This window comes from Enterobacter sp. 18A13 (genome assembly GCF_007035975.1).
Classification (GTDB): domain Bacteria; phylum Pseudomonadota; class Gammaproteobacteria; order Enterobacterales; family Enterobacteriaceae; genus Enterobacter; species Enterobacter vonholyi.
Map to the genome: position 1 here is coordinate 1,234,882 of NZ_AP019634.1, position 24,060 is coordinate 1,258,941.

The following is a 24,060-nucleotide window of genomic DNA, read 5'->3' on the forward strand; positions in this document are numbered from 1 at the left end:
GCCGGGTCAGCGCAGCGCCACCCGGCAACAAGGGCTATTTCGTGACGCGATCGTACCAGACCATATCCGCGTTCAGCCCCTGCTGATACCCCTTCACGTTATCGCGCACCACGATCTGGGTTTTGCCCTGATCGACGAACACGTACGGCGAGCTCTGCTGAAGCTGTTCCTGCATTTTCTTGTACAGGTCCAGACGCTTCGCCGGATCCGGCTCGGCAACCGCCGCCAGCGTGGCCTTGTTCAGCTCCGGGATTTTCCAGCCGTTCAGACCGGCCACGGTGCTGGACTTCCCGTCGTTCCACGCGAAGGCGCTGGCGTTTGAGTGCGCGTCGAAGTAGTCCGGGATCCACAGACGAATCGCCGCCTGATGCTGCTTAGCGCGCACGCGGGCATAGACCTGGCTCCCGGCTGCAGGCAGCAGATCCACCTTCACGCCACCCTGCGCAAAGCTCGCCTGCATCGACTGGGCGATGGTAATAAACGGCGGCTTGTTCTCCACGTCCAGCGTGAAGTGCGCGTCCTTAATGCCCGCTTTGGCGAGAATGGCTTTCGCTTTTGCCGGGTCAAACTTAAACGGGTTGTCTTCCAGCGCGCCCGGCAGCCCGACCGGCAGGAAGCTCTGATGAACAAAATACTGGCCTTTCAGCAGATTTTTGGTGATGCCTTCATAATCGACCAGCCAGCGCGAGGCTTCCCAGAACGCCGGGTTGTTCAGAAGCGGGTTGGCGCTGTTGCCTGTGTTAAACACCAGGTAATTCTGCTCCGCAGACGGGATGCTCAGCACCTTCACGCCCGGCTTGCCGTCCAGGGCGCTTATCTGATCTGCACCGAGATCGCGCGCCACGTCCGCATCACCCTGCTGGATCAGCAGGCGGCGCGAAGCCGGATCGGGGACGTTTTTAATGATGATGCTTTTCAGCTTCGGCGCGCCGCCGGGGGCGGAGTCGTTGGCTTCCAGCACGATGGCCTGATGCGGCTGATAGACGCGCATTTTGAACGCGCCGCTGCCCGCCGAGTGCATTTTTAGCCACGCGTTACCGAAGTCATTATCCTTCACGTTCGCCGCGACGAGCTTTTCATCCACGATAGAGGCAATCGGCGTGGAGAGAATATTCAGCGCCACCGACGGGCTCACGTCCGCCGTCCAGTGAAGCTGGAGGGTGTGATCGTCCACCTTCTTCAGCTGGCTGGAGATGTTGCTCGCGTCCCAGCCCAGCACGTTGAGAATAAAGGCCGGGGATTTGTTCAGCGTCACGGCGCGGGTGTAAGAGAAAATTACGTCTTCCGGGCGCAGCGGGTTGCCGGAGGCGAATTTCGCATCGGGCTTGAGCTTGATGGTCAGGGTTTTTGCTGCCGCGTCCGCTTCCCAGCTTTCTGCCAGAATCGGCGTGATTTTTTCCGGATTATCGCGGTCCGGCTGCACCAGACGCTGGTACAGGCTCGGCACGGTCTGGATGCTGGAGAGCTCGTTGGCTTCGGCCGGGTCGAGGCTCACGATATCATCGAGCCCCTGGGCAACCACCAGCGTGTTGGGCGGAGTAGCGGCGTGGACAGCGCCTGAGAGCGCAGCCAGCACCAGTAACGGCAACAGTTTTTTCGTCATAGCGATCCCTGAGAAGAATATATTGTGATTGTTTTATGCTCCGCTACGTTAGGTCGAGTGTGACATTCCGCAAAGTCGAAATTCAGCTTTACTTATGCCTTCCGGGAATATCGCATGCGCTCGGGCTATTAAAACACGTTGCTTTTCGCCTGCTTTTTAACCTGCTATAACAAATGCCTTACCTTTCAGGGAGTCACCGCGTGCTGGGTCATAGCGAAGGTGATGGACGATGAGCTGGCGCCATTTGCCGTCATTGACTTACGCACCGAACGTGCGGCTGGAGTGGAAGTGCGATTCGATGAACGTTGCCTAACGCAGGGCGGCTTGAGGCGTTTCGGTTATAAGTTTTTTATGTAGGGTACAGCGTAAGCGCGCGGCTAATCCGCGGAAATTGCGATTTCAATCAGGTTGGTTTTTCCTGACTGCAGGCCGCGCGTTACCGCTTCGGCGATATCTGCAGCCTCGGTTACCCGGCAGCAGTGGACGCCCATGGCGGTGGCAAGCGACTGAAAATCAATATGCGGGTTCACCAGGTCCATCCCGATAAAACGCCCCAGCCGCGTTGAGCTGTAGTCAGCCTGGCTCTTCATAAAGTTTTTCAGGATGTTGTACTCCCTGTTATTCATGACGATAAAGGTGACCGGCAGATTTTCGTGTGCCGCCGTCCAGAGCGCCTGCGGCGAGTACAGAGAGGCCCCGTCGCCTATCAGGCAGACCACCGGCTCACGCCCGCGTCCCAGTGAATGCCCTACTGAGGCCGGCATCCCCCAGCCCAGTCCGCCGCCGCGCATAAAGTAGTAGCGCTGGTGCTGCTGGTCAGAGATGAACCGGCGGACATGCCTGGCGGTCGCTATCGCCTCATCAACGATGGTGGTACCCGCCGGAATGGATCGGATGACTTCCCAGGCTGCGACCATCGGGGAGATCGCCGGGCGTAGCCGCTCGGCGGCCAGACGTTCCTCCTGCTGCTGCCACTCCTTCTCCCGTTCGTCGCGGGCCGCAACCAGCAGCCGCTGGTGGGCCAGCGTGCTGGCGATCAGTCGCTGCTTAAGCTTTGGCAGCAGTTCATGCAGGGACAGTTTGATATCCCCCATCACTGAAAGGCGAGTGGCATAGGTGCGGCCAAGTTCGTGCATATCCGCCGAAAGCTGATATACCGCGCAGGTTTCCGGAATGGCCTCGCCCTCGCTGTACAAAATGGTGATCAGGCTTCTGCCGCCGATGATAAATACGGCATCGTAGGCGTTGATGATGCTGGCGATTTCGCTGGCGGTGGTGGGCATATTGCCCCGCCAGAGCGCATGCTGCGTAGGGAAGGGCAAATTCAGGGGCCAGGAGGAGCCGTAGACATGGGCGCTGAGCGCTTCAGCAAGCTGGACAATCTCCTGCGTCGAGCCGCTGGAGTGAACTTCATCTCCCGCCACAATCATGATCCTGCCCGGGGTGACTTCGCTGAGCGCCTCCGCCAGCTCGTCTAGCGAGCCCGCGACGGTGTGGTAGTTCACTTTTGAGGCCGTCTGTATCCCGGCGTCGCTCAGCTCTTCCATGACGTTCATCGGGAGTGAAAGCAGGACCGGGCCACCCGGAGGGTAGCTGGCCGCGTGAAACGCACGGCGCACAAGAACCGGGAGCTGATCGGCGCTGGTAACCTCCTGCGCCCATTTCATGACCGGGGAGCCTATGGAAACAATATCGTCATACAGCAGCGGGTCGCGGACGTAGTGCCGCGTGTCCTGCTGTCCGACGGTGACCACCAGCGGGGTTTTCATGATCCGCGAATTAATGAGATTCCCCATGCCGTGCCCCAGACCGCTGGCGGTATGCAAATTGATAAATCCGGTCTTGCCGGAGGCTTTTGCGTAGCCGTCGGCAATGGCCACCACGGTGCTTTCCTGAAGCGCGAGAATATAGTGAATATTTTCATGGCGAAGCAGGGCATCAATGAGCGGAAGTTCGGTTGTTCCGGGGTTGCCAAAAATATATTCCACCCCTTCACTCTCCAGCACTTCAAGAAGAATGTCGGAACCCGATCGCATATTTAAATCTGATAAGGACGTTAATGATTTAATCATAATGACACCTCATTCAGCATTATTTAACGCCGGCTAAAATTCTTCCTGCGTCGGACGAACAACAATTTCATTAATATCAACGTCGCCAGGCTGTTCAATAGCAAATAAAACCGCGCGGGCAATTGCGTCAGCCGGAATAGCCTGCTTGTAAAATTCATGCAGGAACTGTTTGCTTGGGGCATCAGAGCTGCCGAACTGCAGTTCGCTTTCGACGGCACCGGGAGAAATAAGCGTCGTGCGGATGGTTTTACCCGCCTCCTGACGTAAGCCTTCACTCAGCGCGCGGACGGCGAATTTCGTGGCGCTATACACCACGCCGCCAGGGGCCAGCACTTTGATGCCCGCGACGGAGGCAACGTTTATAAAATGCCCGCGGCCCTGACGCTGGAACACCGGGAAAGCCGCGGCGATGCCGTACAGCACCCCTTTCAGATTGGTATCAATCATCTTGTCCCATTCGTCGGTTTTCAGCTCGCTGAGCGGGGCGATAGCCATAAAGCCCGCGTTATTGATCAGCACATCCACGCGCTGGTAGGCGGCAACGGCAGCGTCAATGGCGCGCTGCACCTCTTCCTGACGGGTGACATCGGCCTTTACGGCTATCGCCTGGCCACCCTGCTGGATGATGCGGTCCACCAGGGCATTAATTTTCTCCAGACGACGGGCAACAAGCACCAGTGAAAAAGGTTTATCTGCCAGATGAAGGGCGATGGCCTCACCAATACCGCTGCTGGCGCCGGTGATAACAACAACTTTGTTTGCACTATTATTCATGATCTTATCTCGCTATTGAGTGATGCAAAAAATAAAAGGCAGAGAAGCGTTAATGAATAATGACAAATTCATTAACGCGTTTTTTGATATATTGTGTATCAGGAATAAAAGGATGTTCGTGTAAAACCTAATGGAGTGCGGAAGAGTCTGTCAATGTCGTTTTTTAATAATTAAACTAATTGCAGGGCTAATATTTAATTCTTATAGGTAACCGAGGGTGTTATATAAATGAAATTGGTTAACGATAGCGGCCCTGCGAACAGGGCCTGAGGATTACAATTTGCCACTGTAAAGCACCGGCCCTGTCGGGAGGCCAGTGGGCGAGCCGCCCTCTGGTTCAAGGCTTATGGCTATCATGGCGTCAGGAGGGAGAGTTGTGTTCCTGAGGGTGACGCGTGTCGGTATGTCGTTATGCAGCAGCCCCATGGAGACCGGCGCCTGCCCGCCTGGGATCAGCCAAAGCTGCAGGCTGTGTTGCGCCGCGACGGCCGTCGGCCGAAGTGGGGCAATGCTCAAGTGCTGGCGGCTGGCATCCGCGCTGATGACCCACTCCCCGTGCTGTTGGGCATCGTTGAGGACCATCAGCGGAACGAGTTCCGGGGCTCGGGTGGCATACCAGGCAACGACCGCCAGGGCGGCGAGTGAGGCTGCAACCATCCAGCCGACATAAGGCCGACTTTTGCGTAAAGGCTTTTTAGGCGGCAGATCGAGGGTGATTCTTTTCCACACCGTCTCGGGTGGAGGGACGGGCACAATATGGCTATCCAGCGTGCTGAACATTTCCTGCCAGTACGCGACGCGGGCGGCCAGGGCGGGTTCATGGGCAACCCGTTTCTGGAACTGAAGCCGCGCTCCTCCCCGCAGCGTGCCGAGGGCATACTCTGCTGCCAGCATGTCGTCGCGTTTTTCTGCGTCATTCATAGCCCGACACACTCCCGAAGATGGTCCATTGCCCGACGTATCCAGCTTTTCACCGAGCCAAGAGGCTGCTGGAGCCAGTCGGCAATGTCGCTGTGAGACATTCCCTGATAGTAGGCGAGCGTAATGCTCTGGCGCTGCTCGCTGCTCAAATGTTCGAGACACTGCCTGAGCCGTGCTGCCTGCCCATCGTCGTGCCAGTTATTCTGCTCATCGTTCTCGCAAGGCAAAAGCGCTTCGTTATACGCCGTCTCGCGGTCGGCAGCCCGGGTTTGCCCGCAGCGCAGCCAGTCGATACACCGGTTGCGCACAATATGCGTAAGCCAGGTCATCGGGGAGCTCAGTGCAGCGTTGTAGGTTTCAGCTTTACTCCAGACGGTGATAAAACAGTCGTGAAGGATCTCTTCTGCCCATGCGCGGTCGTGCAGCATGCGCAGCGCGACGGCAAACAGGTGTGGCGATGTGAGTCGATAAAGTTGTTCAAATGCACGGCGATCGCCGTTTGCGACCGCCTGCATTAATTTCAGCTGCTGTTCAGCCAGCGCGTTATCCATATTATTCCCGGAAGGCAACGTCACACTTCCGAAGTATAGACAACTACTTAGGCATCAGGACGGTATCAATCACATTGATCACGCCGTTTTTTTGATGAACGTCATAGGTGCTAATGTTCGCCACATTACCTTTACCATCCTTAAGCTGAATATTGTGCGGGCCGTTGCTCATGATCCACAGCGGCTGACCGTTAACGGTCTTCAGCTCCGCGCGGCCGCCGCCCTGTTTAATTTTCTGCTCCAGCGCTTTCATATCGTAATTACCGGCGACCACGTGATAGGTCAGGATGCTGGTGAGCGTGGCTTTGTTTTCGGGTTTGACCAGGTTCTCGACGGTGCCGGCAGGCAATTTCGCAAACGCCGCATTGGTTGGGGCAAACACGGTGAATGGCCCTTTGCTCTGGAGCGTATCCACCAGCCCGGCCGCTTTGACGGCGGCCACCAGCGTGGTGTGATCTTTCGAGTTCACGGCGTTTTCAACAATATTTTTGCTCGGGTACATTTCCGCTCCGCCCACCATCACGGAGCCTGACGTCATGGCTGCTGATGCGCCTGCACAGAAGAGTAAAGCGCTGGTTACGAATGCAACATGGGTTAGCTTTTTCATCATCTTTCCTCGGATTAGGGAGCAAAGGGGTTGCTCACATATGCATATACGAGGGGAGGAGGGAAACTGGATGCAGGAAAATACAAAAATTTTGGGTGGGAAGATAAACGCCCTCTCCCTTGAGGGAGAGGGCTCGGGTGAGGGGAAATATCCTCAGCGGCGAACCGGCGCCCCGTTGGCCACATAATACGCGGCCGTACTTTTTGCCAGCGGCTCGCGCCCGCGAATGGCGTCGGCAATCTTTTCACCGATCATAATAGTGGTGGCGTTCAGGTTGCCGGTGATGATTTGCGGCATAATCGACGCATCCACCACGCGCAGCCCTTCCAGCCCGTGAACGCGGCCTTCGCCGTCGACCACCGCCATCTCGTCGTAACCCATCTTGCAGGTGCCGCACGGGTGGAACGCGGTTTCGGCGTGGTTACGCACGAACTCGTCCAGCTGCTCGTCGGTCTGGCAGTCAATACCCGGACTGATTTCACGACCGCGGTACTTGTCCAGCGCGGGCTGGTGCATGATCTCGCGGGTGATGCGGATCGCGTCGCGGAACTCCTGCCAGTCCTGCTCGTGGGACATATAGTTGAACAGGATCGCCGGATGCTGGTGCGGATCGCGCGACTTAATGCGCACGTGCCCACGGCTCGGGGAGCGCATGGAGCCAACGTGGCACTGGAAGCCGTGCTCTTTCACCGCGTTCGAGCCGTTGTAGTTAATCGCCACCGGCAGGAAGTGGTACTGAATGTTCGGCCACTCGAACTCCTCGCGGCTGCGGATAAACCCGCCCGCTTCGAAGTGGTTGCTCGCGCCCACGCCGGTGCCGCCAAACAGCCACTCGGCGCCAATCTTCGGCTGGTTCCACCACTGCAGGGCAGGGTAGAGAGAGACCGGCTCTTTGCATTCATACTGGAGGTACATCTCCAGGTGATCCTGCAGATTTTCCCCCACGCCGGGCAGGTCGTGCACCAGCGGGATATCAAACTGCTTCAGCAGGTCAGCATTGCCCACGCCGGAGCGCTGGAGGATCTGCGGGGAGGCAATCGCCCCGGCGCTCAGCAGCACTTCTTTCTTCGCCGTTGCTTTGGACGGAATGGTGCTTTCGCCCTCCAGCCACTCGACGCCCACGGCGCGCTTGCCGTCAAACAGAATGCGATCGGTCATGGCGTGGGTGCGGATGGTCAGATTCGGACGGGGTTTCGCCTGATCCAGATAGCCGCGCGCGGTGCTGGCGCGTCGGCCCTGCGGCGTGACCGTGCGGTCCATCGGGCCGAAGCCTTCCTGCTGATAGCCGTTGAGATCGTCGGTGCGCGGATAGCCCGCCTGCACGCCCGCTTCCACCATCGCCTCAAACAGCGGGTTCACGCCAGGCTTCGAGGTGGTGACGCTCACCGGACCATCGCCGCCGTGGTAGTCGTTCGGCCCCACGTCGCGCGTCTCTGCCTTGCGGTAGTAGGGCAGGCAGTTGAGGTAGCTCCAGTGCTCCAGACCCGGCTCTTTTGCCCAGTGGTCGAGGTCCATCGCGTTACCGCGGATGTAGCACATGCCGTTGATCAGCGACGAGCCGCCCAGCCCTTTGCCGCGCCCGCACTCCATGCGGCGGTTGTTCATGTACGGCTCTGGCTCGGTTTCGTACGCCCAGTTATAGCGCTTGCCCTGCAGCGGGAACGCCAGCGCGGCGGGCATCTGGGTTCGGAAGTCAAAGCGGTAGTCCGGCCCGCCTGCCTCAAGCAGCAGGACGGTAGTGTTCGGATCTTCAGTCAGTCGTGTAGCCAGCACGTTGCCGGCAGATCCGGCCCCGATAATGATGTAGTCAAATTGCAAATAAACCTCCCGGTTAAAATATGGACTGGAATTTACCCATCTCAACCTGGATGGACTTCACCTGGGTGTAGCTCTGCAGCGTTATCACGCCGTTCTCGCGGCCAATGCCGGAGTGCTTGTAGCCGCCGACCGGCATCTCTGCGGCGGATTCACCCCAGGTGTTGATCCAGCAGATACCCGCTTCGAGCTGATGAATGGCGCCGTGGGCGCGGTTCAGGTCTGTCGTGACGATGCCCGCCGCCAGACCGTAGTCGGTATCGTTGGCGCGGCGAATCGCTTCTTCATCGGTGTCATAGGTCAGGATGGACATCACCGGGCCGAAGATCTCTTCGCGCACGATGGTCATTTCGTCAGTGCAGTCGGTGAACACGGTCGGGGCTACCCACGCGCCGTTATCGAAGCCTTCGCCCTTCAGCACGTCGCCGCCGCACAGTACGCGCGCGCCTTCCTCTTTGCCTTTGGCGATGTAGCGCAGCACGCTGTCGCGGTGCGGGAAGCTGACCATCGGACCAAAGTTAGTGGTTTCATCGAACAGATCGCCCGCGCGGATGCGGCCCACGCGCTCAACGATTTTCTGCTCAAACGCGGCTTTGAACTTAGCCGGAACAAACACGCGGGTGCCGTTGGTGCACACCTGGCCGGAGCTGAAGAAGTTGGCCATCATGGCGATGTCCGCCGCGAGATCGAGATCCGCATCGTCAAAAATAATCAGCGGCGATTTGCCGCCCAGCTCCATCGTCACCTCTTTCAGGGACGAGGCCGCCGAGTTGGCCATCACTTTTTTTCCGCTGGCGACGCCGCCGGTAAAGGAGACTTTGGCGATGCCCGGATGCTCGGTCAGGTACTGGCCGGTCTCTGCGCCCACGCCAGGCAGGACGTTAAACACGCCGTCCGGCAGGCCTGCTTCGGTGTAGATCTCTGCAAGCTTCAGGGCGGTGAGCGGGGTCACTTCGCTCGGCTTGAAGATCATTGCGTTGCCCGCCGCCAGCGCCGGGGCGGATTTCCACAGGGCTATCTGGATCGGGTAGTTCCACGCGCCGATGCCCGCCACCACGCCCAGCGGCTCGCGGCGGGTGTAGACGAACGAGGTCTCACGCAGCGGGATCTGGCTGCCTTCCAGCGCCGGGATCAGCCCCGCGTAGTACTCCAGCACGTCCGCGCCGGTGACGATGTCGACGGTTGAGGTTTCGGAATACGCTTTACCGGTGTCGAGGGTTTCCAGCTTCGCCAGCTCGTCGTTGCGCTCGCGCAGGATGTCGACGGCGCGACGCAGGATGCGCGAGCGCTCCATGGCGGTCATCGCCGCCCAGACTTTTTGCCCGCGCGTTGCGCTTTCTACGGCGCGATCGACGTCCTCGCGCCCGGCGGCCTGTACGGTCGCCAGGACTTCACCGTTGGCCGGGTTGATGGTCTCGAAGGTGCGACCGCTGGTGGCCGATGTATAACCACCATTGATATAAAGCTGCTGTTCTGCCATTCGGGACATAAATTCTCCTCGGTTATTCGGTCGGTAAATGCTGGCTGATAAAGTGGCTGGTCAGTGACTGGGCCTGGGTCTTATCCAGCGGTTTGCCACTCAGCGCGGCGCGCAGCCACAGCCCGTCGATCAGCGCCGCCAGCCCGTAGCCCGCCTCCTGGGCCTGTTCGCGCGGAAGCTCGCGGCGGAACTCGTACACCAGGTTCGACAGCAGGCGGCGGCTGCTCACCTGCTGCAGGCGGTAGAGCATCGGCTGGTGCATGCTGCTCGCCCAGAAGGCCAGCCAGGCCTTCATTGCCGCGCCGCTGGTCTGGGTTTCATCAAAATTGCCGCCGACAATCGCCTGCAGACGCTGCTCCGCGCTGCCGTTCGGCAGGGCGTGCAGGCGGCTCAAAACCGCGTCGCGCAGCTGGCCGGTGATGTCGCGCATGGTCGCTTCCAGCAGACCGTTTTTGTCTTTGAAGTAGTGACTGATGATCCCCGTGGAAACGCCCGCCCGACGGGCGATCTGCGCGATCGTCGCGTCATGCATTCCCACTTCATTTATTGCTTCCAGCGTGGCGTCGATAAGCTGCCTGCGCCGGATCGGCTGCATCCCCACTTTGGGCATTGTTGCCACTCCATTCATCAGCGTTGGTTATACATTAAAGCGGTTTTTGATTGGACGTTCAATATAAAATGTGTCTTAATTGTTGCGGATTTGGATTTTAATAGTTACAAAAACAGTGAGGATACTGGATGACAGACCTTTCACAGGACAGAGAAAAAGACAAAATCAACCCGGTCGTTTTTTATACGTCCGCCGGGCTGATTTTGTTGTTTTCCCTGACAACGATCTTCTTTCGTGATTTTTCTGCCGAGTGGATTGGGCGCACCCTGAACTGGGTGTCGAAGACCTTCGGCTGGTACTACCTGCTGGCGGCGACGCTCTATATTGTCTTCGTGGTCTGCATTGCCTGCTCGCGCTTTGGTTCGGTAAAGCTCGGGCCTGAGCAGTCCAAGCCCGAGTTCAGCCTGCTGAGCTGGGCCGCAATGCTGTTTGCCGCGGGCATCGGCATCGACCTGATGTTCTTCTCCGTGGCGGAACCGGTCACGCAGTATATGCAGCCGCCGGAAGGGGCGGGGCAGACGATGGAGGCCGCGCGCCAGGCGATGGTCTGGACGCTGTTCCACTACGGACTGACGGGCTGGTCGATGTACGCCCTGATGGGCATGGCGCTCGGATACTTTAGCTATCGTTATAATTTACCCCTCACCATTCGCTCTGCGCTCTACCCGATCTTCGGTAAAAAGATTAACGGCCCGATTGGCCACAGCGTCGACATTGCGGCGGTGATCGGCACCATCTTCGGCATCGCGACAACGCTCGGGATCGGCGTGGTGCAGCTCAACTACGGGCTGAGCGTGCTGTTTGATATTCCGGACTCGATGGCGGCGAAAGCTGCGCTGATTGCGCTCTCCGTCATTATCGCCACTATTTCGGTGACGTCGGGTGTCGATAAGGGCATCCGCGTGCTCTCCGAGCTGAACGTGGCGCTGGCGCTGGGCCTGATCCTGTTCGTGCTGTTTATGGGGGATACCTCGTTCCTGCTCAATGCCTTAGTGCTGAACGTGGGAGACTACGTGAACCGCTTTATGGGCATGACGCTGAACAGCTTCGCCTTTGACCGCCCGGTGGAGTGGATGAACAACTGGACGCTGTTCTTCTGGGCGTGGTGGGTCGCGTGGTCGCCGTTTGTCGGCCTGTTCCTCGCGCGCATTTCGCGTGGCCGCACTATTCGTCAGTTCGTAATGGGTACGCTGATTATCCCGTTCACCTTTACCCTGCTGTGGCTGTCGATTTTCGGCAACAGCGCGCTGCACGAGATCATCCACGGCAATGCAACCTTCGCGCAGGAAGCGATGGCGCACCCGGAGCGCGGCTTCTATAGCCTGCTGGCACAGTATCCGGCGTTCACCTTTAGCGCCTCCGTGGCGACCATCACCGGCCTGCTGTTTTACGTCACCTCGGCCGATTCCGGCGCGCTGGTGCTGGGCAACTTTACCTCGAAGCTCAAAGACATCAACAGCGACGCGCCGAACTGGCTGCGCATCTTCTGGTCCGTCGCCATTGGCCTGCTGACGCTCGGCATGCTGATGACCAACGGCATCTCGGCGCTGCAGAACACCACGGTGATCATGGGGCTGCCGTTCAGCTTCGTCATCTTCTTTGTCATGGCCGGGCTGTATAAATCGCTCAAGGTGGAAGACTACCGCCGCGTCAGCGCCAGCCGCGACACCGCGCCGCGTCCGATGGGGGCGCAGGACAGGCTGAGCTGGAAGAAACGCCTGTCGCGACTGATGAATTACCCGGGCACGCGCTACACCAAACAGATGATGGAGACCGTCTGCTTCCCTGCGATGGAAGAGGTGGCGCAGGAGCTGAAGCTGCGTGGCGCCTACGTGGAGCTCAAAAATCTGCCGCCGGAGGAGGGCGAGACCCTGGGGCACCTGGACCTGCTGGTGCACATGGGCGACGAGCAGAACTTTGTCTATCAGATCTGGCCGCAGCAGTACTCGGTGCCCGGTTTTACCTACCGGGCGCGCAGCGGGAAGTCGACCTACTACCGGCTGGAGACCTTCCTGCTGGAAGGAAGCCAGGGGAATGATTTGATGGACTACAGCAAGGAGCAGGTGATCACTGACATCCTGGATCAGTATGAACGGCACCTGAACTTTATCCATCTCCACAGGGAAGCGCCGGGTAATAGCGTGATGTTCCCGGATGTTTGAGCCTTGATCTGAAGAACGTATAAAGACATCGCCGCTGTCCTCATGCCGGGTGGCACTGCGCTTACCCGGCCTACAAACCGCTTTACTGTAGGCCTGATAAGCGTTGCGCCATCAGGCTTTTAGCAGTGTCCACACGCTCGTATCATTATTCTGCCAGATGAGGGGGAAGCATTTACCCTCAGGATAGTCTCCAGCCGGGTGCGAAAGCGCCAGCGTGATTGTTTTTTCCGTTAACTCTGTGACTCTCGCCCACTCAAACCCCATAAAAGTCTTCACCTGCGGAAAGAACGCCTTAAACAAACTTTCTTTGGCGCTAAAAGTGAGCGTCAGCGCCAGCGCAAAAGGGTAGCCCGAGTGCGTCAGGCACATCGCTTCCTGTGCATCAATGATACCGTCCTGGATTTCGCGGGCTTCACGGTCTGGAAGAATGGCTTCGCAATCAATACCCACAAGCGCATCTGGATGACTGACGACAACCGCCATCGCCTGCGTGCCGCTGTGGGTGATGCTCCCTGAGACGCCTTCCGGCCAGAGGGGTTCACCGCTGGGGCCGATACCGGGAATTACGCGTTCATTTATCGCACTGAGGGCATGCGCGGCGGCAGTGCGGCCTGCCAGATGCTCGGCTTTTCGTTTGCGTCCGGCGTTTGAAAGCTCTGCGTGATGGGGGAGCCAGAGAAGATCGGCGTCGGTGAAGGTAGTTGGGTCGAAGGTGACGTGGTGGACGGTGTGGCCGGCGAGAATGAACGTGGTGTGGGTTGTGCGCATGTTTTCCCCTCTATCAAAAAATAGTGCGGCCTGATGCCCTCAACCCGGCCCTCTCCCACGGGGAGAGGGAGCAAACACTAAAAACGGCAACTGGGTTGCCGTTTTGTTTTTACCTTAGAAACGCGTATTTACGCTCATGTACCAGGTTCGACCCGGTTCATTATACGTGTAGGCCCCCGCACCGTACATATACGCGCCGGTGGTGGCGTTCCCGGTCGTCTGGGCATTCCCCGCACGCCACTGGCGCTTGTCGAAGACGTTATCCACGCCACCGGTCAGGCTGACGTTTTTCGTCATGTCCCAGGTTGCGCTCAGACCAACGATGCTGTACGGACTGACTTCGTCTTTCTCAGACCCTGTCACAGGCTGACCTTTGTAGTTGTACTTCTTCGGCTGCTGCTTGCCGTACCAGGTAAAGGTCGACTGGAGCGACACGTCCTGATGCACCTGCCAGCTCAGGGTCGAGTTCAGCGTGTACTCTGGAATAATCGACAGACGATCGCCGGTCTCCTTGTTCTTGCTCTGCAGCATGTATGTAATATTGTTGGTCCAGTTAATGGTGTCGCTGACCGGTACGTTCAGGGAGCCTTCCAGGCCCTCGACCACCGCCTTCGGTACGTTTTCCCACTGGTAGATATCCGTCTTCACTTTACCGGACGAGGTGTGACCGATCGGCGCGTAGCCCGCTTCGATCTTGTCGCGGTAGTCGTTACGGAACCAGGTCACGCCCGCCAGCCAGCCGTCGCGTTTCCACTCCAGGCCAATCTCTTTGTTGATGCTGGTTTCGGCCTTCAGGTCGTCGTTACCCATCATGTAGCAGCCCACGCCGTCGGAGCTGGCGTAGCAGCCCTGACCTTTGCTGTAGAGCAGGTAGTTCGGGTTGGTCTGGTACAGGCTCGGCGCTTTGTAGGCGCGGGCGATCCCCATCTTCAGCGTGAAGTCATCCCCCAGACCCTGCGACAGGTTAAGTGACGGGCTCCAGTTGTTGCCGACGATGGTGTGATGGTCGAAGCGCAGGGCAGGGGTCAGCATGGTGCTGTCGGTCAGCTCCATGTTGTTCTCGGCGAACAGCGAGAAAATCTCTGCCGAGGTGTACGGGCTGCGGTCGTTGCTCATGCCCGGAATGATGCCGCCCTGCTGGGTTTGCGTGAAGGAGGTGGAGTCCTTCATACGCTGCTGGTTCCACTCGGTGCCCAGCGTCAGGTTCTGGTTAACGAGGAAATCAATCGGCAGGTTGATTTCGCTGTGCAGCATCACGTCGGCCAGATCGGTGTCGGTGAATTTATTACTGTTGAACAGGCCTTCCAGACCGCCCGCCAGCCCTTCGCCCAGACGGGAGTTGCGGGTGTGCTCGTACTGTGCCCAGTTGCTGGTCGTGATGCCGTTATCCCAGCCGCCGTTCCAGGTCACCGCGAAGTTCTGGCGATAGATACGGTTGGTCTCTTTGCCGTAGTTCTTCTTCACCAGGCCGCTGGAGCTGTTGTCGTTGTTGGTGTTCTGGGTATCACCGGCGTAGAGGTTATTCTGACGGCTGTAGCCCGCCTCAAATTCCAGAGACTGCATCGGCGCAAAGTCCCAGCGCACCACGCCGTTGATGTCTTTATTTTCCACCCCTTCACGGCCCGCGGGCAGCGTGTCGGCGTAGGCACCTGTACGATCTGACTGATGGCCCTGGTTGATGTCCCACGCGTCGGCCTGGGTTTTGTCCAGGTTACCGAACATGCGGAAGCTGAAGTCGCCGCCCAGCGGGCCGCTCAGGCTGAAGTTGGTGCGTTTGGTGGAACCTTCATCCTTGTGCTCAGGCGCATTCAGGTAGGTATTCCAGGAGCCGTGCCACTGGTCATCGAATTTTTTGGTGATGATGTTCACCACGCCGCCTGCCGCGCCGTTGCCATAGCGCGCGGCGGCCGGACCGCGGATCACTTCGATGCGCTCGATCATCTCCGGCGGCACCCAGCCGGTATCGCCGCGCGTATCACGCTCGCCGCGCCAGCCCAGACGGATGGAGTTACGGCTGGTCACCGGCTTGCCGTCGATCAGGATCAGGGTGTTTTCTGGCCCCATGCCGCGGATATCAATCTGACGGTTATTCCCGCGCTGGCCGCTGGTGGAGTTACCGGTCAGGTTAACGCCCGGCATGGTGCGGATGATTTCCGCCACGTCCCGCGCGGGCGGGTTTTTACGTATCTCATCGGCGGTGATGGTCGATACCCCCGGCGCCTGCAGATTCTGCTCGGCGGCGGTGATCACCATCGTGTCTTCGTGCTGCGCAGAGGCGGTGTTGTCGTCTGCCAGAGCGGGCAGCGCGACGCCGTAAATCCCTAAATTGACCAGCAAGGCCAGAGAGTGAATCTTCTTATTCATTGTACGTCCTGCTTTTGTGGTTGTTTTATGAGCGCTTCCCACAGCGCGGGCACTACGCTATTGCAAATGCAAATAGTTATCAATAATATTATCAATAAAATTTGCTCTGAAACAAAAAAGACTGTTAAACATGAGGTTATAAGGGTGACGGCGTTAACAACGGGAAGTGAGGCGTGGTGGCAGTCGAAAAACGGGCCTGAATGGAAGCCGGAAAAGGGAAACTATCGCGTCACGTTCTGGTGGCGTGACCCGGCAGGAACGCAAACAACGTCACCGATCAAACGCGTCTGGCTCTACGTCACCGGCGTGACCGATCATCACCAAAATGCCCGTCCGCAGTCCCTCAAACGCATTCCCGATACCGACGTCTGGCAGTGGCAGGGTGAGTTCAGCCCCGAGTGGCGCGGAAGCTACTGTTTTATCCCTTCTGAAAATGAAAACGATTTTGCCGATACAGTGTTTGAAGGAGAACTGCCAGACCGCTTGGCGCTGCGCGAGGGCTGGCGCAGGCTGCTGCCGCACGCGGTTTCAGACCCGCTGAATCCGCAGAGCTGGCGCGGCGGGCGCGGCCATGCCGTCTCCGCGCTGGAGATGCCTGAAGCGCCGGTTCAGCCGGGCTGGAATCATCCCGATACGCCGTATCAACCTCCGATTTGCATTGAATGGGAAAGCGCGCGCCTGAAAAATCGCCGCCGCATCTGGATTTTCACCACCGGGGACGACAACCTGGAACGCCCGCTGGCGGTGCTGCTCGACGGGCAGTTCTGGGCCGAAAGCATGCCGGTCTGGCCTGCGCTGGCGTCTCTCACCGCCGAGCGCAAATTACCGCCTGCGGTCTACGTCTTAATCGATGTTATCGACATGCAGCATCGCAACCGCGAGCTGCCGTGCAATCCCGATTTCTGGCTGGCGGTGCAGGAAGAACTTCTCCCCCTTGTCCAAAAACGCGCGCCGTTCAGCGACCGCGCCGACCGTACGGTGGTCGCAGGGCAAAGCTTTGGCGGGCTCGCGTCTCTTTATGCAGGCCTCAACTGGCCGCAGCGTTTTGGCTGCGTGCTCAGCCAGTCCGGCTCCTACTGGTGGCCGCACCGCGGCGGGCAGCAGGAAGGGCTGTTAATCGAACAACTTAAAGCCGGTGAAATAACCCCTCGCGGGCTACGCATCATTCTTGAAGCCGGGCGCAACGAGCCGCTCATCTTCCGCGCGAATCAGGCGATTTACGCCGCGATGCAGACGCACCAACCGGTTATCTGGCGTCAGGTTGACGGCGGACATGACGCGCTTTGCTGGCGCGGTGGGCTGACGCAGGGGCTGATGACCCTCTGGCAGCCGCTTATTCACTAACGGAGTCTGTATGGAATTCAGCAATCCTTTCGATAATCCGCAGGGACAGTTCGCTATTTTGCAAAATGACCAGGGGCAGTACAGCCTGTGGCCGCAGCAGTGCGAACTGCCGGCAGGGTGGCGCGTGGTGTGCGAAGCACAGTTTCAGGAGGCGTGCCAGCAGTGGCTGGCGGAACACTGGCAAACGCTTGAGCCGTCTCACTTTGCGGGGGAGAACGCATGAACCGTCTTCCTCTCGTCGCTGCCCAGCCGGGTATCTGGATGGCGGAACAGCTGTCCACGCTGCCAAACGCCTGGAGCGTGGCGCACTACACCGAGCTGAAAGGCGATATTGATGCGCCACTGCTGGCAAAAGCCATTGCCGCAGGCATGATGCAGGCCGATACCCTGCGCATGCGCTTTGCGGAAGAAAACGGTGAGGTGTGGCAGTGGGTGGATGACACCTTCATTCTGCCGGAACCGCCCGTTGTTCGCGTTGATTCCCACGCCGCCGCCGTGGCGCTCATGGAATCCGATCTTAACCAGAACCTGCGCGTCGACAGCGGCCAGCCGCTGGCGTTTCACCAGCTGATTCAGGTCGGTGAAAACCACTGGTACTGGTATCAGCGCTATCATCATCTGGTAGTGGATGGCTTCAGCTTCCCGGCCATTACCCGCCAGATCGCCGCAATTTATGCCGCGTGGAAAAAGGGCGAACCCACGCCGGAATCCCCGTTTACCCCATTTGCAGAGGTGGTGGACGAGTACCAGCGCTATCGCGACAGCGAGGCGTACCGGCGCGACGGCGCGTTCTGGGCCGAGCAGCGCAAACAGCTGCCTTCGCCGGTCTCGCTCTCTTCCGCGCCGCTGCCGGGCCGCGCCGCCACGACCGATATTCTTCGCCTGAAGGTTGACGCCGACGGTCGCGCCTTTAGCCAGTTTGCGCAGTCGGCAGTGCAGACGCAGCGTACTGAACTGGCGCTTGCGCTGGTGGCGCTGTGGCTGGGCCGTCTTACCGGACGCCTGGACTACGCTGCCGGGTTTATCTTTATGCGCCGCATGGGGTCTGCCGCGCTGACCGCGACCGGCCCAGTGCTTAACGTCCTGCCGCTGGCGGTTAATATCAATGCGCAGGAGAGCCTGCCCGCGCTGGCGCTGCGCCTGGCGAACCAGCTGAAAAAAATGCGCCGCCACCAGCGCTACGACGCCGAGCAGATCGTGCGAGACAGCGGGAAAGCGGCGGGCGATGAAGCGCTGTTTGGTCCCGTGCTGAACGTTAAGGTGTTTGATTATCAGCTTGATATCGACGGCGTGGAGGCCATCACCCACACGCTGGCGACCGGACCGGTGAACGATCTGGAGCTGGCGTTGTTCCCGGACGAGCAGGGCGGATTAAGCATTGAGATCCTCGCCAATAAGCAGCGTTACGATGAAGCGACGCTGAAGCGTCACGTCGCTCGCCTGAACGCGATGCTGATTCAGTTTGCGGCCAACCCGGACCTGCGCTGTGGTGAAGTGGAAACCGTTTCTGAACAGGAATACGCGCAGCTTGCGCGCATCAACGATACCGGACTGGCGCTGCCGTCCACCACGCTCGCGGATCTGGTGGCGGAACAAGCGAGCAAAACGCCGGACGCCCCGGCGCTGGCGGATGCGCATAATGAGCTGAACTATAGCCAGATGCGCGAGCAGGTCGTTGCGCTGGCAAACCAGCTGCGCGAGCGCGGCGTGAAGCCGGGCGACAGCGTGGCGGTGGCCCTGCCGCGTTCGGTATTCCTGACGTTAGCACTGCACGGCATTGTGGAGGCGGGCGCCGCGTGGCTGCCGCTCGACACCGGCTACCCGGACGATCGCCTGCGGATGATGCTCGAGGACGCGAAGCCGTCGCTGCTCATTACCACTGACGAACAGCTTCCGCGCTTTAGCGATCTCTCCGTCGAGACGTTTAGTTACAACACGCTATTACCGACCGCGGGTGCTGAGCCGCTGCGGCTGGCGAAGCCGGAGCAGACGGCGTATATCATCTTTACCTCCGGTTCGACCGGGCGTCCGAAAGGGGTCATGGTCGGCCATACCGCTATCGTCAACCGCCTGAAGTGGATGCAGGATCGCTACCCTCTGAACGCGAGCGACGTGGTGGCGCAGAAAACGCCGTGCAGCTTTGACGTGTCGGTGTGGGAGTTCTGGTGGCCGTTTATCGCCGGGGCGAAGCTGGTGATGGCCGAGCCGGACGCGCACCGCGATCCGCAGGCGATGCAGAGCTTCTTCGCCCACTACGGCGTGACCACCACCCACTTCGTGCCGTCGATGCTGGCGGCGTTTGTTGCCTCACTGACGCCGGAAAACGTCGACTGCTGCAAAACGCTTAAGCAGGTGTTCTGTAGCGGCGAAGCGCTGCCGACGGAACTGTGCCGCGAGTGGGAACAGCTGACCCACGTGCCGCTGCACAACCTCTATGGCCCGACGGAAGCGGCGGTAGACGTCAGCTGGTATCCGGCGTATGGCCCTGAGCTGGCGGCAGTTGCAGGCAACAGCGTGCCGATCGGCTTCCCGGTGTGGAACACGGGCCTGCGCATTCTGGATGCCATGATGCGCCCGGTGCCGTTCGGCGTGGCGGGGGATCTTTATCTCACCGGTATTCAGCTGGCGCAGGGGTATCTGGGCCGTCCGGACCTCACCGCCAGCCGCTTTATTGCTGACCCGTTCGCTCCCGGCGAGCGCATGTACCGCACCGGCGACGTTGCCCGCTGGCTGGATAACGGCGCGGTGGAATATCTCGGCCGCAGCGACGATCAGCTAAAAATTCGCGGTCAGCGCATTGAGCTGGGCGAAATCGACCGGGCGATGCTGTCGCTGCCGGACGTGGCCCAGTCCGTGGCGCACGCCTGCGTCTTCAACCAGGCGGCTGCAACGGGTGGCGATGCCCGTCAGCTGGTGGGGTACGTGGTTTCTGGATCCGGTTTACCGCTGGATCGTGACGCGCTGCTGGAATCACTCAAAGCCCAGTTGCCGCCGCATATGGTGCCGGTTGTGCTGCTGCAAATCAGCGCGCTGCCGCTGAGCGCCAACGGCAAGCTTGACCGCAAGGCGCTGCCGCTGCCGGAACTGACCCGCAATACCTCCGGGCGGGCGCCGGAAAGCGAAACCGAAATCGCCGTCGCGCGGGCTTTTACCGCGCTGCTGGGCTGCGAGATCAATGACATCGAGGCGGATTTCTTTGCCCTCGGCGGCCACTCGCTGCTGGCCATGCGTCTAGCGGCGAAGCTTAGCCGCACGTTCAACCGCAAGGTGACGCCGGGGCAAATTATGGTCGCCTCCACGGTGAGCAAGCTTAGCGCGCTGTTGGATTCGGCGATGAGCGACGAGCAGGCGCAGCGTCTGGGGTTTGAAACGCTTCTGCCGCTGCGTGAGAGCGATGGCCCGACGCTGTTCTGCTTCCATCCGGCGTCCGGCTTCGCCTGGCAGTTTAGCGTCCTGGCGCGCTATCTCAGCCCGCGCTGGTCAATCGTCGGCATTCAGTCGCCGCGCCCGGACGGCCCGATGCAGCAGTGCGCGGATCTCAATGGGGTGATCGAACATCATCTGAACACGTTGCGTAAGCAGCAGCCGCAGGGGCCGTATTACCTGTTCGGTTATTCCCTCGGCGGCACGCTGGCGCAGGGTATTGCGGCCCGCCTGCGCGAGCAGGGTGAAGAGGTGTCGTTCCTCGGCCTGCTGGATACCTGGCCGCCGGAAACCCAGAACTGGGCGGAAAAAGAGGCTAACGGTCTCGACCCGGCGGTGCTGGCGGAGATCGAACGCGAGCGTCATGCGTTTATCGCCGCCCAGCAGGGGCAGGGCTCCAGCGAGCTGTTTAACGCCATTGAGGGCAACTACGCCGATGCGGTGCGGTTGCTCACCACGGCGCACAGTTCACGCTTTGACGGTAAAGCGACGCTGTTTGTTGCCGAACGTACGCGAACGATGGATCCGCATACGGCCTGGGTGCCGTGGGTGGGCGAGCTGGAGGTCTACAGCCAGGACTGCGCCCACGTGGATATCATTTCACCACAGGCGTTTGAAAAGATTGGGCCGGTACTGAAGGAAATTTTAGGATAGTGCAAATCCCCGGTGGCGCTGCGCTTACCGGGCCTACGGGAGCTAAATGTAGGCCGGGTAAGGCGTAGCCGCCACTCGGCTATTACCGCCGACCTAACGGCACCACCAGCGGCGTACCCGCCACCGGATCGTCGATTATCATGCAGCGCATGCCGTAGATCCGCTCTATAAGCTCCGGCGTGACAATCTCTTTCGGCGCACCCTGGGCCACAATCTCACCGTCCCGCAAGGCAATCAGGTGCGTGGCGTAGCGGCATGCCTGGTTTAAATCGTGCAGTACCGCCGCCAGGGTGTACCCCTGCGTGCGGTTCAGCTCGCTCAGCAGCTCCAGCAGGTCAATCTGATGGCTGATGTCCAGCCACGTTGTCGGCTCGTCCAGCAGCATGATCGACGTCTCCTGCGCCAGCACCATCGCAATCCACGCTCGCTGACGCTGGCCGCCGGAGAGGGTGTCCACGCTCTGCCGGGCGAGATCGGCGATCCCCGTCGCCTGCATCGCGCGGTTCACCGCCTCGTCGTCCTCTTTACGCCAGCGGGTAAACAGCGGCTGGTGCGGGTAGCGCCCGCGAGAGACCAGCTCCTGCACCGTGATGTCCCCCGGCGTGGTGGCGTTTTGGGCCAGCAGCCCGATGCGGCGTGCCACCTCTTTGCTGGCGAAGCGCTGGATCTGCTCCCCGTCGAGGAATACGCTGCCCTCCACGGGCGTCATCAGTCGGCTCAGCGTGCGCAGCAGGGTCGATTTGCCGCAGCCGTTCGGGCCGATAATCGCGGTGAAGTGGCCGTCCGGAATGGCAACGGTTAAGTCTCGGGCAATGATTTTTTTGCCGTAGCCGAGGGTGAGATGTTCGCCGCGCAAGCGGGTGGTTGTGTCTGTCATTTCTTGCGTGACTCCTGAACGAGCAAGACGATGAGGTAAATCCCGCCGAGGCTGACGGTCACTACGCCCACCGGCAGCTGATAAGGCATAAACAGCTGCTGGGCACAGAGATCGGCGGCCAGCAGCAGCAGCGCGCCGCACAGCGCCGCCTGGGTTAATCCCCAGCGCGCCGTCCCGCTAAGACGTCGCGCGATATGCGGTGCCACGAGGGCGATAAACGAGATTGGCCCGGCGATCGCCGTAGAGGCTGCGGTCAGCAGTACGGCGACCAGCATCAGCATCAGGCGCGAGCGCTCGACACTCACGCCCAGCGCGCAGGCGCTGTCGTCGCCCATTTCCAGCAGCCGCATGCGGCGAACCAGCAGCAGCGCGCCGATAAACATCAGCACAATCAGCGGCGCGGCGGGCCAGGTTTTGCCCCACGTCAGGCCGTTAAGGGAACCTGCGTACCACAGCCCGGCGGAAAGCGCCGTTTCCAGCGAGGCCTGCAGCAGCAGCCAGGTATTGAAGGCCATCAGCATCGCACGTACGCCGATACCGATAATAATCAGCCGGAAGGTGTCGATGCCGTTGCGCCAGGCCAATAGCCAGATAACCAGCGACGTCAGAATGCCGCCCGCCATTGCCGTAAAGGTAATGGCCGTCAGGTGCTGACCGAACAGCACCATCGCTACCAGCACGCCGCTCCAGGCCCCGGTGTTGAGTCCCATCACGTCCGGGCTACCGAGCGGGTTGCGCATCAGCGACTGGAATATCGCACCGCTGACGCCGAGCGCCGCACCTACGAGAATCGCCATCGCCACGCGCGGCAGGCGCCATTCGGTGACAACCATGGTGATATTGCGCGGCGCGCTGCCGAGCAGGGCGTTAAGCACCTGAGAAAAATCGAGCGTCACCGCGCCGCTGCGCAGGCTCCAGACCGCCAGCAGCAGAATGAGGATACTTAGCAGCGAGACGCTGGTGAGTAAACGACGGGACGGGGCCATCATGCGCCACCTCCGCGTCTACGTCGTACCAGGAAGATCAGCACCGGCGCGCCGATAAAGGCGCTGACCACCGAGACGCGCAGTTCGCCCGGCACCAGCAGGCGACCCAGCACGTCGGCAAACAGCAGCAGCGCAGGCGTCGCCAGCAGCGTGACCGGCAGCGACCAGCGGTGATCCGTCCCCATCAGCCAGCGCGACATGTGCGGCATCATCAGGCCGATAAAGGCAATCGGGCCGACCACGGCGGTCGCGCTGCCGCACAGGACGGTGATGGCCAGCAGGCCAATCAGCTGCGTGCGCGCGACGCGGTTGCCTAGAGCGGTAGCGGTGTCGCTGCCGAGGCTCAGGCTGTTCAGCGCCCGGCTTAAAAACAGCGCCACGGCGGCAGCAATAATGACCGGGAACGCCACCACTTTCAGGGTTTCAATGGTGCGGATATCCAGCGAGCCGGCCTGCCAGAAGCGCAGCTGATCGTAGACGTCCGGGTTGAGCAGGGCGATGCCGTTAGATAAGCCTTCCAGCACCGCCGCGAGCGCCACGCCCGCCAGCGTCAGGCGTACCGGACTCAGCTGGCCGCCGCCCTGGCTGCCGGTAAACGCCACTAGCAGCGAGGCGGCCAGCGCGCCGCAGAAAGCCATCGCCAGCTGTTCAGAGGGAGAAGTAAACCCAAACAGCGCCGCGCCGAGGACGATGGCAAAGCTGGCGCCAGAGTTAACGCCGAGAATGCCGGGGTCCGCCAGCGGATTGCGGGTGAGGGTTTGCATCAGGGAACCGGCAAGGCCGAGCGCGCCACCGGCCAGCAGCCCGGCAAGGGTGCGGGGCAGCCGGGCGTCGAGCACGATAGTGCAGTCAGCGCTTTGGCAGGTGCCAGTAAGTGCATCAACGATGACGGACGCGGGAAGCGGCTTCGCGCCGACCAGCAGGCTGAGTGCAGTCGCAAGGATCAACAGCAGCAATAAAACGGGCACGGCAATGGCGCGCACCGAAGAAGAGGAAAACGACATAGCAACATCCATGATTTGATAATGATAGTGATTATCGTTATCTAT

At 60.0% G+C, this 24,060-nt stretch carries 18 protein-coding genes and 1 pseudogene; 5 read left to right on the forward strand and 14 right to left on the reverse strand.

All coding sequences use genetic code 11. From position 1 onward, the window contains the following. Positions 1–34: 34 nt before the first annotated feature. Positions 35–1,603, reverse strand: coding sequence for an ABC transporter substrate-binding protein (locus tag FOY93_RS06010; RefSeq protein WP_143344805.1), 1,569 nt, complete (start codon positions 1,601–1,603; stop codon positions 35–37). Positions 1,604–1,798: 195 nt separating this feature from the next. Between FOY93_RS06010 and FOY93_RS24030 the strand changes: the two are divergent. Continuing rightward, a pseudogene (locus tag FOY93_RS24030) lies at positions 1,799–1,913 on the forward strand (hypothetical protein); the annotation flags it as partial. Between the two features lie 67 nt (positions 1,914–1,980). Here the strand turns inward: FOY93_RS24030 and FOY93_RS06020 are convergent. The 8 genes from FOY93_RS06020 to betI all read right to left on the reverse strand — a co-directional run bounded on the left by FOY93_RS06020 (position 1,981) and on the right by betI (position 10,433). Beyond that, a complete protein-coding gene (locus FOY93_RS06020) occupies positions 1,981–3,675 on the reverse strand; it encodes a thiamine pyrophosphate-binding protein (protein ID WP_133293958.1) in 1,695 nt (564 codons plus the stop codon). A gap of 33 nt (positions 3,676–3,708) precedes the next feature. Beyond that, complete coding sequence (locus FOY93_RS06025) at positions 3,709–4,449, reverse strand: SDR family oxidoreductase (RefSeq protein ID WP_111964443.1); 741 nt, start codon at positions 4,447–4,449, stop codon at positions 3,709–3,711. Between the two features lie 273 nt (positions 4,450–4,722). After that, positions 4,723–5,370, reverse strand: a complete 648-nt coding sequence (locus FOY93_RS06030) for an anti-sigma factor (protein WP_143344806.1) — start codon at positions 5,368–5,370, stop codon at positions 4,723–4,725. Continuing rightward, on the reverse strand, positions 5,367–5,921 hold the full coding sequence (locus tag FOY93_RS06035; RefSeq protein WP_143344807.1) for an RNA polymerase sigma factor: 555 nt from the start codon (positions 5,919–5,921) through the stop codon (positions 5,367–5,369). The genes FOY93_RS06030 and FOY93_RS06035 overlap by 4 nt, the downstream gene beginning before the upstream one ends. Before the next feature lie 43 nt (positions 5,922–5,964). Further along, positions 5,965–6,528, reverse strand: a complete 564-nt coding sequence (locus tag FOY93_RS06040) for a fasciclin domain-containing protein (RefSeq protein WP_143345707.1) — start codon at positions 6,526–6,528, stop codon at positions 5,965–5,967. A 153-nt stretch (positions 6,529–6,681) separates the two neighbouring features. Next, the gene (gene betA / locus FOY93_RS06045) at positions 6,682–8,346 is read right to left on the reverse strand and encodes a choline dehydrogenase (protein ID WP_127729938.1); all 1,665 of its coding nucleotides are present in this window, start codon (positions 8,344–8,346) and stop codon (positions 6,682–6,684) included. Positions 8,347–8,359: 13 nt separating this feature from the next. After that, on the reverse strand, positions 8,360–9,832 hold the full coding sequence (gene betB / locus FOY93_RS06050; RefSeq protein WP_133293961.1) for a betaine-aldehyde dehydrogenase: 1,473 nt from the start codon (positions 9,830–9,832) through the stop codon (positions 8,360–8,362). Positions 9,833–9,845: 13 nt separating this feature from the next. Then, positions 9,846–10,433 carry a transcriptional regulator BetI gene (gene betI, locus FOY93_RS06055; RefSeq protein WP_111964437.1) on the reverse strand — a complete coding sequence of 196 codons (588 nt, stop codon included), beginning with the start codon at positions 10,431–10,433 and terminating at the stop codon, positions 9,846–9,848. Positions 10,434–10,561: 128 nt separating this feature from the next. Between betI and betT the strand changes: the two genes are divergently transcribed. Further along, positions 10,562–12,595, forward strand: a complete 2,034-nt coding sequence (gene betT, locus FOY93_RS06060) for a choline BCCT transporter BetT (protein WP_029741651.1) — start codon at positions 10,562–10,564, stop codon at positions 12,593–12,595. 111 nt (positions 12,596–12,706) lie between these two features. Here betT and entD read toward each other — a convergent pair whose 3' ends face one another. Then, positions 12,707–13,363: an enterobactin synthase subunit EntD gene (gene entD / locus FOY93_RS06065; protein ID WP_133293962.1), complete on the reverse strand. Its 657-nt coding sequence runs from the start codon at positions 13,361–13,363 to the stop codon at positions 12,707–12,709. 114 nt (positions 13,364–13,477) lie between these two features. Beyond that, a complete protein-coding gene (locus FOY93_RS06070; RefSeq protein ID WP_115874453.1) occupies positions 13,478–15,727 on the reverse strand; it encodes a TonB-dependent siderophore receptor in 2,250 nt (749 codons plus the stop codon). 144 nt (positions 15,728–15,871) lie between these two features. On the opposite strand from FOY93_RS06070, the gene fes reads away from it, so the two are divergent. Genes fes through entF form a run of 3 tightly spaced genes read left to right on the forward strand, consistent with a single transcriptional unit; the run spans position 15,872 to position 21,148 of the window. Then, a complete protein-coding gene (gene fes / locus FOY93_RS06075) occupies positions 15,872–17,071 on the forward strand; it encodes an enterochelin esterase (RefSeq protein WP_133293964.1) in 1,200 nt (399 codons plus the stop codon). Positions 17,072–17,081: 10 nt separating this feature from the next. Continuing rightward, entirely contained in the window at positions 17,082–17,294 is a 213-nt protein-coding gene (locus tag FOY93_RS06080; RefSeq protein ID WP_133293965.1) for an MbtH family protein, read from the forward strand. Next, a complete protein-coding gene (gene entF, locus FOY93_RS06085; RefSeq protein ID WP_143344808.1) occupies positions 17,291–21,148 on the forward strand; it encodes an enterobactin non-ribosomal peptide synthetase EntF in 3,858 nt (1,285 codons plus the stop codon). Before FOY93_RS06080 ends, entF begins: the two co-directional genes overlap by 4 nt. Before the next feature lie 82 nt (positions 21,149–21,230). On the opposite strand, the gene fepC is transcribed toward entF, so the two are convergent. From fepC to fepD, 3 genes are read right to left on the reverse strand one after another with little or no spacing between them, the layout of a single operon-like run. After that, positions 21,231–22,025 carry an iron-enterobactin ABC transporter ATP-binding protein gene (gene fepC, locus FOY93_RS06090; protein WP_143344809.1) on the reverse strand — a complete coding sequence of 265 codons (795 nt, stop codon included), beginning with the start codon at positions 22,023–22,025 and terminating at the stop codon, positions 21,231–21,233. Beyond that, positions 22,022–23,011 (reverse strand): iron-enterobactin ABC transporter permease, encoded by a 990-nt coding sequence (gene fepG, locus FOY93_RS06095; RefSeq protein WP_127732739.1) that lies wholly within the window; start codon positions 23,009–23,011, stop codon positions 22,022–22,024. Before fepG ends, fepC begins: the two co-directional genes overlap by 4 nt. Beyond that, positions 23,011–24,015 (reverse strand): Fe(3+)-siderophore ABC transporter permease, encoded by a 1,005-nt coding sequence (gene fepD / locus FOY93_RS06100; RefSeq protein ID WP_143344810.1) that lies wholly within the window; start codon positions 24,013–24,015, stop codon positions 23,011–23,013. The genes fepG and fepD overlap by 1 nt, the downstream gene beginning before the upstream one ends. Positions 24,016–24,060 lie beyond the last annotated feature (45 nt).